Origin of the sequence: Haloplanus natans DSM 17983 (assembly GCF_000427685.1) — an archaeon.
GTDB classification, from domain to species: Archaea; Halobacteriota; Halobacteria; order Halobacteriales; family Haloferacaceae; genus Haloplanus; species Haloplanus natans.
The window spans coordinates 1915531-1927952 of record NZ_KE386573.1 but is presented as its reverse complement, the minus strand read 5'-3'; the positions used below and the strand labels follow the sequence as shown (position 1 = coordinate 1927952).

At 56.7% G+C, this 12422-nt stretch carries 11 protein-coding genes; 5 read left to right on the top strand and 6 right to left on the bottom strand.

What is annotated here, in order from left to right; translation table 11 throughout:
• The first annotated feature begins 59 nt into the window (after nt 1-59).
• From HALNA_RS12015 to HALNA_RS12010, 3 genes are read left to right on the top strand one after another with little or no spacing between them, the layout of a single operon-like run.
• Nucleotides 60-935, top strand: a complete 876-nt coding sequence (locus HALNA_RS12015; RefSeq protein WP_049936607.1) for a hypothetical protein — start codon at nt 60-62, stop codon at nt 933-935.
• Nucleotides 932-1093, top strand: coding sequence for a hypothetical protein (locus tag HALNA_RS20620; protein WP_169719040.1), 162 nt, complete (start codon nt 932-934; stop codon nt 1091-1093). The genes HALNA_RS12015 and HALNA_RS20620 overlap by 4 nt, the downstream gene beginning before the upstream one ends.
• 31 nt (nt 1094-1124) lie before the next feature.
• The gene (locus tag HALNA_RS12010) at nt 1125-1352 is read left to right on the top strand and encodes a hypothetical protein (protein WP_049936606.1); all 228 of its coding nucleotides are present in this window, start codon (nt 1125-1127) and stop codon (nt 1350-1352) included.
• Nucleotides 1353-1417: 65 nt separating this feature from the next.
• Here HALNA_RS12010 and HALNA_RS20615 read toward each other — a convergent pair whose 3' ends face one another.
• Complete coding sequence (locus tag HALNA_RS20615) at nt 1418-1573, bottom strand: PhlB family protein (protein WP_169719039.1); 156 nt, start codon at nt 1571-1573, stop codon at nt 1418-1420.
• Nucleotides 1574-1711: 138 nt separating this feature from the next.
• On the opposite strand from HALNA_RS20615, the gene HALNA_RS21780 reads away from it, so the two are divergent.
• Nucleotides 1712-1864 (top strand): DUF7837 family putative zinc-binding protein, encoded by a 153-nt coding sequence (locus HALNA_RS21780; protein WP_449404869.1) that lies wholly within the window; start codon nt 1712-1714, stop codon nt 1862-1864.
• A gap of 66 nt (nt 1865-1930) precedes the next feature.
• Entirely contained in the window at nt 1931-2353 is a 423-nt protein-coding gene (locus HALNA_RS12005) for a TRAM domain-containing protein (protein ID WP_049936605.1), read from the top strand.
• Between the two features lie 341 nt (nt 2354-2694).
• Here the strand turns inward: HALNA_RS12005 and HALNA_RS12000 are convergent, their stop codons facing one another.
• The 5 genes from HALNA_RS12000 to HALNA_RS11980 form a co-directional block, all read right to left on the bottom strand.
• Complete coding sequence (locus HALNA_RS12000) at nt 2695-4332, bottom strand: hypothetical protein (RefSeq protein ID WP_049936604.1); 1638 nt, start codon at nt 4330-4332, stop codon at nt 2695-2697.
• A gap of 1428 nt (nt 4333-5760) precedes the next feature.
• Nucleotides 5761-6483 (bottom strand): M48 family metallopeptidase, encoded by a 723-nt coding sequence (locus tag HALNA_RS11995; RefSeq protein ID WP_049936603.1) that lies wholly within the window; start codon nt 6481-6483, stop codon nt 5761-5763.
• Nucleotides 6476-9430: a type I restriction endonuclease subunit R gene (locus HALNA_RS11990; RefSeq protein ID WP_049936602.1), complete on the bottom strand. Its 2955-nt coding sequence runs from the start codon at nt 9428-9430 to the stop codon at nt 6476-6478. The genes HALNA_RS11995 and HALNA_RS11990 overlap by 8 nt, the downstream gene beginning before the upstream one ends.
• On the bottom strand, nt 9423-10811 hold the full coding sequence (locus HALNA_RS11985) for a restriction endonuclease subunit S (RefSeq protein ID WP_049936601.1): 1389 nt from the start codon (nt 10809-10811) through the stop codon (nt 9423-9425). Before HALNA_RS11985 ends, HALNA_RS11990 begins: the two co-directional genes overlap by 8 nt.
• The gene (locus HALNA_RS11980) at nt 10804-12306 is read right to left on the bottom strand and encodes a type I restriction-modification system subunit M (RefSeq protein WP_049936600.1); all 1503 of its coding nucleotides are present in this window, start codon (nt 12304-12306) and stop codon (nt 10804-10806) included. The genes HALNA_RS11985 and HALNA_RS11980 overlap by 8 nt, the downstream gene beginning before the upstream one ends.
• Between the last annotated feature and the right edge of the window lie 116 nt (nt 12307-12422).

The following is a 12422-nucleotide window of genomic DNA, read 5'->3' as shown; positions in this document are numbered from 1 at the left end:
GAGAGTATCGACAGCGTTCTCCCTCGCATTATTGACAGCGGGAAGGCGGGTGAGGGCGAATGAGTGACAAGCACCGCAACGACGAGCGAACCGTTCGTTGTCCCATCGAGGGCTGTGACGCCGAGAAGCTCGCCCGTGGGATTCACCTACACGTTCGGCAAAGCTCTGGGAACGGCCACGGGCCACAGGGTGAGGTGCCCGAGGGTATCACCTTCGACGATCTCGAAACCGTCGGTGCGGAAGAAGTCGAGATGGAGTATCCCGAGGAGCGCGACACCGAGAACGTCGCTCGTCTCTGTCCCTACTGTCTCCAGCCGTTCAAGGGAGCGAACGGCGTTCTGATCCATCTCGGGCAGGTCGCTGGCCGGAAGAACCATCCCGACGACGGAGCCGAGAAACACGCCTCGGTTGATTTCCCCGAGGTAGAGATCGACGACGAGGGAAACATCGTTCGCACCCTGAGTGACCCGTGGCGAGAATCCGACTACGGCAATGATGGAGGATATATTGCGTACTCTCAGGTCTACCACGTTATCGGCGAACTCCTCGCTGACGGCCAGATGCGAGCCGCTCATCGCGTTCGACGAGAACTTCTCGGCACCGACGACGACATCGGCCCGAACAAGGACGAACCACACTATCCGGAGCTGTACGAGAAGATCGTCGAACAGGGTCGGACGTGGAAGCCCCAAGAGCGCATCACAGCCGAACTGAGCGCCGATGGGATTACCGTCACATGTCGTGGCGAAACAGCGTGTCTCACCGCGACGGAAGCGCGAGATCTCGCGTCACGGATCGAACGGATTGCTCTCGAAGAGGAGTGGCGCGATGACGAGATCTACGCGCTCTGGGACTTCCTCAGATCGAGTGCGAACACCCTCGAACGAGAGCCACAGGATTGGATGATCGACGACTCGCTGGAGGAGTGGCGATGAGTGGGACTCCAGTCGCTCGCCGCGTCTCCGAACCGTGTCCTCGCTGTGGGGACGACAGCGACGTGTGGGTCTTCGAAAAGGCCGAGGCGACGTTGACGAAGGAACACTACTCCTGCGAAATGTGCGGCTGTGAGTGGACCGAACTGAGACAGGACTAACTCACTCCGCTCGTTATCGCGGATCACGCCGATGGACCAATTCTCAGAAGGCGACCGCGTTCGGATCGACATCCTTGATGAGACAGACCCGGATCATTCGCAGTACCACGGAAAACACGGGACCATCGTCTCGATCATCGAGGACCACGCCGGGAAGGTCACGGGAGACGAGCAGGATTCAGCTCTCGTTAGGGTAGAACTGGAGTCCGGTAGTGAGGCCGACTTCCGACGGCGCGATTTACGCCCTCCAATCGAGTAACGTCGGGGCAGTTCACCCTGTGACAGGTCTCTATCCGCGGAATCAGGTATTTTGACGGGGGTTCCCTATTCCGGAATCTCGTACCAGCAGAACTCGGTCGCACCGCACTCGGGACAGGTTTCCGTCTCGGGTGTAACCGTCATCCCGCATTGACGGCACTCGACGATGATCGTTGGCCCGGCATCGCCGAGTAGTCGAGTGAGTGCTGTCCGAAGGCTCATCACCGGGAATCGGGAGGCGAGCGAATTAGTATTGGCGACCGTTCACCCGCCATACGATTTCGCACAAAGCTTACCCCCGAGTATCGTCCTACTGGCGATTGGAAGGGAAATTGTCACACGCTCCCTTCCTCTCCCCTGATGACCAGCGATACTCCGAACCACGGGCGATGTCCGGAGTGTGATGAGGACATTTCTGCCGCATACGTCTTGGTCGAATACGAGAAAGAAGACGGGACGACTGGTGTCTGGGCAGAGTGTCCAGCCTGCGACGATGTCGTGAGTCCTGAGTGAATCAGAGCAACAACACGACAGCAGAATCAAGTGGTCAGCTACGCTATCCTGCTGAGAGGCTAACTCATGGAGATCTCTGAAGAACTTGAATGTCTGTTCTCGGCTTCGATTACGGAACAGGACGGCTCGTATGTGATCGACGTTCCCGAGCGCGAACTGCAACTGGGTGATCTCCAGCAAGGAGAAACGTATCGCGTCGCACTCGTGTCGTCTCCGACACAGAGCAAGTCAGAAGAAACTGAGCAGGCTGAAACGGAGTCACGGCGAGAAAGCGAGCCACCAGAGCCACCAGTCGAAAAAGGTGAGACGCGGGAAGTCGAGATCGAGGACATCGGCGAGCAGGGCGACGGGATCACTCGGGTCGAACGTGGCTACGTCGTGATCGTCCCCGATACGAAAGAGAGTGAGCGAGTCACAATTGAGATTACGGACGTGCGGCAGAACGTTGCCTTCGCTGACGTAGTTGAGCGGTTGAGTTACTACGAGTAATCCTTCGATTTTCGCCGCTGGAAGGAGCGGGGTTGCAGAGACACACGCTATGTTTCAAGATGGAGTAGTCGGCTCCAAGAGTCAAGACTCTATCAATAATTCTTTATAAGTATTTGTCGCGGAGTGTGATCGCTACCCCGTTCATGTCTTGCGATTCTCGCAACATAACATACTACTCTGTCTGGTTCTTCCTTTGTTATTATTCTTCTGTGGTTTCCTCCCTCTTGGTTTCCATCCGTGTTGGTGTTCCCATGTGGTGTAGTGGGGATGCGTACTACGTCTGGGTCCTATCAAAGAAGGAGCAACAATCGACACACGGTCACCGTGCTTCTGGGTGTGGTTTACGGGGAAGGTGGCACGGTGATCTCGGCAAGATCGTCGTCGTAAGAGTGCGTATTGATAATGCTCTTGAATCCTTTCCACGTCCGCTTTGGGTTGAAGTCCTCACCGTACTGTTCCTGAAACCAGTTCCACGCCGAGTCCCAGCCGTACAGCGTGAGCAGTCGGTTGGCGACTTTCCGGCGTTCGCCATGGGACAACGATGCTTCGATGTCGCCCTGTTCAGCGCGTTCTTTGCAACGCAGGGCCTCGGATTTCTGGTCTGGACTGGTTTCCTCTTGCGGACTCTCATGGCCCTGTGCCCCCGTTTCAGCGTTCGTAGAGCGGCTTGTCCCGGCTGATCCGACATCGTACCCGTGGTCTTGTAGAGCCTCCAGCGCGTCCGCTCTGCGGCCTTCATCAGGGTCGAGCAGGTCGCCAATATGTTCCGCTAACTCCTCGTCAACAACGTGGATGAGTGATTGATAGTTCCCGCCGCCGATGATGACGAGCGTCTCTCCCGGTTCGTAGGTCCACTTTGTGGCGTCAGCCTTCGACAGTTGGAGGGGCGCATAGTGTTCGTCTTTCGTGTACTCGCGTCCATTGCAGGAGTGAGCGCCATAGAAGTAGCACGGGACAAAGGTTCGATTTCCTCCTGCTGTACGACGCTGGAACGGTTTGTTCTCGACCCGTACTGAGGCGACACTTCGACCGTCGTGATTGTCACCCGTGGGGTAGGGATAGAATTCCGGCGCGGTATGAGCGCGTCGCTGATCGGTATCGTAGCGATTGACGCGACTCTCCCATGTGGTTAGTGGGGAGGTCTGTGAGTCTGAGTCGGAGGCCGTTGATGAGAGCAATAGATCTGAGAAAGTTGCTGTTCCATCGAGATCGAATATGCGTGTGAGTATCTCGGCGTAGGTGTTGGGCCGGGCGACATCAGTAGCCGCGGCACTAATAATCTCAGTATGGTCCCAGTCTGGGTCTATTTCTGCCTTCTGGAGGGGAGGATTACGATGATGATCCGCTCCAGGAATGCGGAACTGCTGTTTCTGTTTATACACGCTGGCGTCGAGATCTGCACCAGTCTCGGAACAGAACTGTTCGGTTCGTTCCTTGAGCCAGCCGAGGTTCTCCCCAGTCACGAACAGCGGGCTATGGATGTGGATAGATCGGTTCCCGGAGTAGTAGAAGGAACAGTCACCGGGAGGGATGTTAAGGACTTCTCGGGCGTACTCTCGGAGCCAGCTGACCATTGTCGGGAGAGGCACGTGATCGCTGTTATCTTCGTGAGCATCACTTTCGGCATGGATGGGATAGAGTACGCGATCAGCATCCTCACACTCATCCTGAATCGTTTTGGCGATGTTATCAGGAGAGAGGTTCTCGTATGGATTGTCAGCGTATTCGTTGAGCCGGTTGATTTGAAGATCAGTAGCGAAATAGATCGCGCTAACCCACGTAGCTTCGTCGGGAACAGGGGCATGGATGCTACGGAGTCTCGGTTCTTGTTTCGGACTACCGTCGTCGCGTGGGAATGCATACCGGACGACCGGCGTGGAGTTTGGATAGCGATTGTTGAGGAGCGTGATGACTGGCGAGCTGTCCTCGGAGTCAAAGGCGGTAGGATCGTCTACCGATCCATCTTGTTCCGCGCTCATTCTCCGATTATCGACGTTGGGTCATCGGGATGGACTCGCTCAAATAATGACTCGTCACGAACGAGTCCGTCTTTGAGGATCGAGAGTGTTCGACAGCTGGAAGGCCGGACGTTGTGCCGAAGTGATGGACTGGTGAGTAGCATAGGTGGTTGAGCTGGCCCTCGTCGGGAGGTGATCGCCCGAGAGAACCTATATTTGGGTTACAAGATCCACGTGTGTAAATCTATCGAAGTTCTGATGTAGAAAAGCAAAGAATTGTATATCGATTCTATCTGAACTTACCTCGATTTCTATGATACGGTGAACACAATCTGAATTCAGATCACCGTGAAATTGACCCCTGAATTCTGACCAAAATCACTCAATCCACGCGGTCGGGGTTACCAATGAGACGCTTCGACCCTCCGACTGGTGTAACAACTCCCCCTCGCCACCTCTTCTCTTCGTTCAGTCGGCGTTTTACGCCGAACGGCGTCTGCATTCAGGTTGGGCCACTCCATGGCGATCCGTTCCAAAAATGTGATGCTGTGCAGATTCGAGAACTCCGAAGCGACATATCCCGATCTGTCGATGACGAAGTTCGCTTAGCGGAGATCATCGGCGAATAGCCAAATCAAACGTTTGATTAGAAATAAAAGGAATAGAAAAAATTCTTAATATAGTATTTCGTCGAACTATATCCAGCTCCGCTGATAGACGGTTGGGCCACGTCTCCCGAAGGATCAGTCAGAGAGTCGATCAGGTACAGCATTCCAATTGAGTGTAGGGACAGGGGATAAGAATCAAGCAAGACGTAACTATCGTAGTATATATTATTATATTATAGTACTACGACGTTAACTTCAACTTTTAGAACTAAGTTATTAGAAGCAAATATCTGAGTTCAAATATCTACCTCGGGAAGGTCGGCGAGTAGACTACATAATATCTAAAAAGAAGATATTGAGATCACTAATGATAAAATCCTCTTTACAGACGGTGTATCCCGATTTTGTGGTGGAATAATTGAATCTCAGCTTCAAGTTTGGTCAATCTCTGGCTGATGTATCGATAGATGGGTGTTTGTACTGCCTGAGACGGCGACAATTGACGCTGACCGACTGTCCAAGTAGAGGCTTAGCAAGTAGAAGCCGTACTTTACGAGCAGGCCACGGTGAAGTAAGGACACCTGCCGCTCTAACGCCCAAAATTGGCTTGTGTCTCCGAGAAATAATCTGCGAGTGGTTTCCATTATCTCAATAAAACTCGGCTCTATCACTCGCTAAGAGCTATCTGATGCACGCTGAGATCGACCGACGCCAGTCGCTCTTCTTGAAAAAGAATATTACGAATGTTTAGTTTTTATCCAATTAGGTTAAATTAACAATTTCTACATATCGGCGGATTCAACTCGCCGCCTTCCAGCTGACCACATCGGTTTCCCAGATCTCAGAGGTCGTCCTCCGAGAAGATAAGCTGGACGCTATGCTCATCGAGCCATTGGGCGTGACCCTCGTAATCGGGATCATGCTCCGCGACGAGTGACCAGAACGCGTCGGTGTGATTCGGTTCTCGAAGATGCGCGAGTTCGTGGATGACGACGTAGTCCAGAACGTCGGGCGGAGCCATCATCAATCGCCAATTCAGCCCGAGCGTCCCGGTTGAGGAACAACTTCCCCACTTGGTTCGCTGGTTTCTGATTTCGATCTGCTCGTAGTCCACGTTCATCGTCGCCGCGAAGTGATCTGCTCGCCGTTCGAATCGCTCCCTCGCCTTTCGCCGATAGAGGGTTTCCAAGGCTCGCTTCACCGAAGTCTCTTCGACGTGATGTTCTGCGAGCCGGAACGTGTCGTCAACGACGCTGGAGGATGGGCGACGTTCCACGACGATTTCGTGCGGCTCTCCAAGGTACGGGAACACCGCGCCCTTATCGAAGCTACGCTCTGGGATCTGCTCCCGGTAGGTGTCGTACTTCCGCTTCTTCTCGATAACCCACGCCGCGTTCTCTTGGAGTATCTTCGTCGGCGAAGTCGCTTCAGTCTCGGGCAGGACGACCGTAACACCGTGGATGTCCACGTCGATCCGGGGCTTCGTGGCGTCGGCACTCCGTCGAACGTCGTACTCCACGGTGTCGCCCAGCAGGTCGATCTTTCGACGTTGGGACTTAGCCATGGTTCTGAATCAGGTACTCCCGAATCGAATCCACGAACTCGTCATCGTCCTGAATGAGGTATCCCAGATCACGTTCGACGACCAGCACGTCGAGGAGGATGCGCTCGATTTCGCTAATCGTCTGCTGGTTCGTCTTCCAGCCGGGATAGTTCCGATCCACCCGCTCGTGGAACTGGGAGACGATTTCTCGGGCAACGGCTTCGGCTTCGTTCTCCGAGAGTCCCGCGTCCGTCTCCTCGGTGAGATGGGTGTAGACCGCGAACTCGGCGTCGTCCATCCCCTGCTCTTCGGCCTCTTCCTGCACGTCCAGAATCTCCGCTTCGACGGCTTGCAGGGCTTCGACGGCTTCGGGATCGCTCACTTCGTTGCCCTGCCATCGCTCCACGATGTCCGTGACGCGTTCACTCAGTCGCTTGTATCGGGGATTCTGATTCTCTCGGGGGTGCAGATGCTCTTTGGTCGCGTGGGCGATCTGTGACGCCTTCACGCCGGGGTTATCGAGGCCCTCAACGTCTTCGAGATACTCCTCGCCGAGCTTGTACGTCGGGAAGTCGCGTTTGATCTCGCCGATTTCGACGTGTTTGTCGATGATCTCTCGCGTCTTCTCGCGCATCTCCTCTTCGGGGTCGTCGTCCCCGGAGGTCGTTCGCTTGAACGCGACGTGGACACGACTGAGCCACTTGTACTTCCGGTCGATGTTTTCAGTGACGAGACGCTTGTCGGGGGCGACCGCTTCGTAGAGATTCTGGAGTCGCCGGAAGCCCTGTTTGAACTCGCGCCGTTCCGGGTGCGTGCTAACCCGTTCGACGGCCTCGTAGGTCGCTTCCTGCGTGTCGGTCTTCGGGATGCCGTCGAAGATCTCCAGGACCGTCTCTACGTGATCGACGAGTTCGTCGAAAAGCTCGTCCTTGTCGCGGGCGGCGTAGGCCTTCGTCTCGGCGTCGTAGTCCAGCGCCTCGTCGATGTTCTCGAAGACGCCTTGGAAGTCCACGATCTCGCCGTTCTCCTTGCCCTCGGCAGGCCGATTCGTCCGGGCGATGGCCTGCATGAGGTTGTGATTCTTCAGGTTCCGATCCAGATACATCGTCTTCAGCACCGGCGCGTCGAAGCCCGTCAGGAGCATATTGTGAACCACGAGGAGCTTCGGCTCGTCTTCTCCTTTGAATCTCTTGACGATGCTATCGCGTTCCTCGGAGTCCGTGTGGAACTGCCGGATCAGTTCGGGGTCGTCGTTGGTCGCCGTGTAGAGGACTTCGACCTCGTCCTCGCCGCGACGGTCCACGAGTCGCTCGCCGTACATCGCGGCGGATCGGCGGCTTGGCGTGACGACCATCCCCTTCCAGCCGTTCGGATCGACGTGGTCGTCGTAGTGCCGGTCGATCTCTTCGACGGCGCGATCCACGCGGGGTTCGATTTCGGCCAGCGTCCTCGCCGTCACCTTCTCGCGGATCAAATCGCGTTTTTCGTCCGTACTCAGCCCCCGGAACTCCTGTTCGAACTCCTCGTCGAGTCCGGCCTCGTCGATCTCCCACTCCATCTCGTGGCGGAGCGTGAAGTAGACGGGGAGAATCAGCCCGTCCTCGATCCCCTGCTTGACCGAATAGCGGTGGAGGTAGTCCTCGCCCTCGGGGGAGAACTCGCGGAACGTGTTCCGGTCCTCGTGGCGCTCGCCTTCACGCACCGGAGTTCCGGTGAATCCGAAGTGATAGCACTCGGGAAGCGCGGCGTCGAGCCGACTGCCGAGATCGGCCTCCATGAAGCGGTGGGCCTCGTCGGACATGACGATCACCTCGTCGTTGCCCTGCACGTCCGGCTCCACGTCTTGGAACTTCTGGATGGTCGTCAGGACGAGTTGGCTCTGCCCCTCCTCGATAAGTCGCTGGAGGTCGTCGATGCTCTCGGCTTCCGTCCATTGCTCCAAGGAGAGGTTCGCTAACTGATCCCGCATCTGGCTGTTGAGCTTGTCCGTATCGACGATGATGAAGACCTGCGGGTTGCGGGCCACGTCGCGGGAGAGGAGATTCTCGGCGGCGTAAAGCATGGTGAAGGACTTCCCCGATCCCTGCGTGTGCCAGATCAAGCCGCGCTTTTCGGCGCCCGTCCCGACGCGGTCGAGGATTCGATTTACCGCGTAGTACTGCATATACCGCGGCACGATCTTCGCGTCGCCCCCCGCCCGCCGTTCGTAGAAGACGAAGTGCTTCAGCAGGTCGAGAATCGTCCGGCGATTGCAGAGCGCCTGCACCGCCTGCTTCATCTCGTTGTCGTCCTCGAACTGCGGCGGCGCGTCGTTCCACGGTTCGTAGAACTCGCGGGGAGCGCCGACCGCGCCGTAGCGGAGTTCCATCGTGTCGGCGGCGACGTTGAACAGGCCGGGGACGAACAGCCGAGGAACGTCCTCCTCGTAGTCCAGTAGGTCGCTCACGGCGTCGTGCCAGTCGTTGTCCTGTGCGACGCTCTTGAGTTCCATCGTCACCAGCGGAATCCCGTTGACGAACAGGGACACGTCGGGGCGGATGGTCGTCTCGCGGGCGACGGCAAACTGATTGACGGCGTGAAAGCGATTGTTCTCCGGGTTCTCGAAGTCGATCAGATCGACGTAGATCGTCTCGCTTGATCCGTCCGGACGCTGAACGGAGAAGGTCTTGCCCTTGGTGAGGAGTTGGTGGAACGCTCGGTTGCCGTCGATCAGGTTCTCGGTGTCGAGATCGCGTTTCAGCGACGAGACGAACTTCTCGACGTTCTCCTCGGTCACGTCGTCGTTGAGTGCGACGACTTGCTCGGCCAGTAGGTCCCAGTAGATGACTTCGTGAGATGTCCGGTCGTAGGTGTCGTCGAGAACGTTCGCGCCACGGTCGCCATCCTGTCCGTGGGTTTCCCATCCGAGGCCATCGAGCCACGAGAGAAGCGATAGCTCGACGCCGCCCTCGGATGGGATATTAACCATGTTGGGCGATTTCTTCGGGGACCGCTATGTTAGTGTCGGTCGTTCGGACTGTTCCGGAGAGGAGGTCTTGCATGAGGCCTTGCTTGAGGCGCTGGAGGCTCTGTCTGTATTCACGCTCGTTTCTGAGTGACTCAGAATGCTGGTCAATTATCTCAACAATTCGGGCTTGTTCTTCTTCGGAGGGGAGGTGAACGGGTACCTCTCGAAGGTCTTCCAGATTGATTCCCTGAACAGCCTGACCGATAGTGTTCCTCTCGAAGTAGTTGTTTGGCGTTTCCGTCTCGAAGAAGTACCGAATGAAACGGGGATTTGCCTCCGTAACCCGGATACGGGCCGTGTCCTGGGTAATGTTCCCCCCGTCCAAACTTTCCGGAACAAAGGCCATTCTGCCGACCGTTCCACGGATGGTAAACAACAGGTCGCCTTCCCTCAATTCGGCTCGTTTGAAATCTTCATGTATTTCATGAGATGTGTGAAGAAGGTCGCCTTGCTTTACTTCCCCATCGTGGATATCTTTCACCTTCACAACAGGAACGCCGTCTGGCTGATGATCGCCCGGCTTCAATATTCCGTAGACGATAGGGGCGTCTTCAGGGACAAGTTGGTTCAACGGAACAATGTCCCAACTCTCGGGAATTTCGCCGTACTTCGTCTTCCGGTACGGCTCAGAATTACTGTCCGAACTACGGAGTTTTCCATCCTCATCTAACCCATACCGGAATAGGTCTTGCATCAGCCCTTTCTTCACCCGAGTCCTCTGTTCTATGGTTTCCTCGGTCTTCTCAATCGCCCGGTCAATCGTGTAGAGTACGGTGGCGATTTTGCGCTGTTCTTCAACTGGTGGAAGGGCGATATCCAACTCACGGCGGAAGACGCTGAACGGGACACGCTGGCGACCTGTCGAGCCACGCATCCGAGACACAGCATAGTTGTGTACCGGATACGATTTGCCGAGGTAGTACAGAAGCCACGGATGGATTCGGTCTATCTTCGGAGAGAGGACAGCGTACTCCGTCGATCCGATGCCGACCTCCGTTTCCATCTCGGGGACGAAGGCGGCCTTTCCGTTCTCGGTACACGGAGTGATCCGAGCAAAGAGAGTGTCGCCCTCGCTGAACGTCTTGCCGCTGTACTCCGAGGCGTTCCGTTCCCCGAAGTACTTGGGCCACGGAAGTTCCGTATCGAGGGCGTCCATCTCGATATACGTGTTTGGCTCCTCGGAAGGCTTCGGATTCGGATTTACGTCGTACACCTCGGAGCCGTTGACGAGTTCCCAGCCCTCCGGAATCTCGCCCCAAAACCGACTTTCGGGTTGCTGTGGTTTCTTTTGTTGTTCCTCCGATGAATCAGCAAATTCGTCCAGCGTCGCCTCCTCACTCATAGTTCAGCGCCTCCATGTGCTGATCCATCGTCGCCTCGATCTCGTCCCGTTCGGCCTGCAACTCGCGTAACTTTGCCAACTCCTCCGCCACGTCGATGTCTTCTTCAGGTTCGGTCGTATCGACGTACAGCGCGATATTCAGATTGTAGTCGTTCTCTCGAATCTCGTCCAGCGACACCGTCCGACTCACGCGCTCCTCGGTCGCCCACTCGCGGAAGTTCTCGACGATGTGATCCAGCCCCTCCTCAGTCAGTTCGTTCTGATTCGACAGCTCCCGATAGAAGTCCTCGTCGGCGGCGTGGATGAACTGCACTTCGTCCTCTCGCTCCGCGGGCTTATCCGCGTTCAACACGAGGACCGCCGACGGGATCGAATTGTTCTGGAAGAGGTTCTCGGGAAGGCCGACGATGGCCTCAACCAGATCGTCCTCAAGCATCGGCTCTCGATACCGTTGCTCGTGCTTTCGGAACAGCACGCCGTGGGGGATGACGATGGCCGCCTTCCCGCCGCTTCCATCGCGGTCGGGGCGCTTCAGTTGCTTCGCCATGTGCATGATGAAGGCGTAGTCGCCCCGGTCGGCACGCGGGAGTTTGTCGTGCCAGTCAAAGCGTTCGTAGGGATCGTCCTGAAGGTCGTCCTTCGCCCAGTCAGCCGAGAAGGGGAAATTGGCGAGAACGCGGTCGAAGCGCGTCAGTTCGTTCTCCTCCTCGTCGGTGAACGCCGGATTCGACAGCGAGTCCTCGCGTTCGATCTCCCCGTTCAGCCCGTGGATGGAGAGGTTCATCTTCGCAATCGCGGCGATGTCGGGGTTGATCTCCTGCCCGGTGAAGGTGAGTTTCTCGGGGTCGCCGCCCTGCGCTTCGCGGTAGTAGCGAGCGGCCTCGATGAGCATCCCGCCGGAGCCGACGGTCGGGTCGTGGAAGGTCATGCCGTCCTCGAACTCGTCCACGAGACGGACACAGAGGTTGACGATGTGGGGCGGTGTGAAGAACTGACCCCCGGATTTGCCTTCTTCTTCGGCGAAGTGCCGGACGAGGTCCATGTACGCCTCGCCGAGCATATCCGGTGGGATGCTGTCGCGGTCGAGATCGTACTTGTTCAGGTGTTCGACGAGCTTCCCGAGGCGGTCGTCGTTGAGGGCGTCGGCGTCGATGTAGTCGGCGCGAAAGAGGCCTTGCAGTTCGGGGTTTTCCTCGGTAAGGGCGTCGAAGGCCTCGTTCAGAGCCTGATCGACGTTGTCGTTGACGGAGCGGAGGTCGTCCCACAGGTAGCCCTCCGGAACGACCGGGATGTCGTAGAGGTTCGGTCGGCGGGCGAACTCCTCGCCGTACTCTTCGACGTTCGCCTCGTACTGCTTCTCGAACTCGTCGGAGATGGTCTTGTAGTAGACGAGCGGGAGGATGTACTCCTTGTAGTCGGTAGGGTCAACCGCGTCGCGGATGATGTCGGCGCATTTGAAGAGGTGGGAATCGAGGTCTTCCAGCGAGAGGGACATGGTAGGCTCAACTGATTGGACTGAGTTATGTGCTGTGGTGCTGGCGGTGGGTTCGTCGAACTGGCCGCGATTCTTTTGAGGGATTCCTCCGAACGGCGGGGTATGCCCTCCTCGCC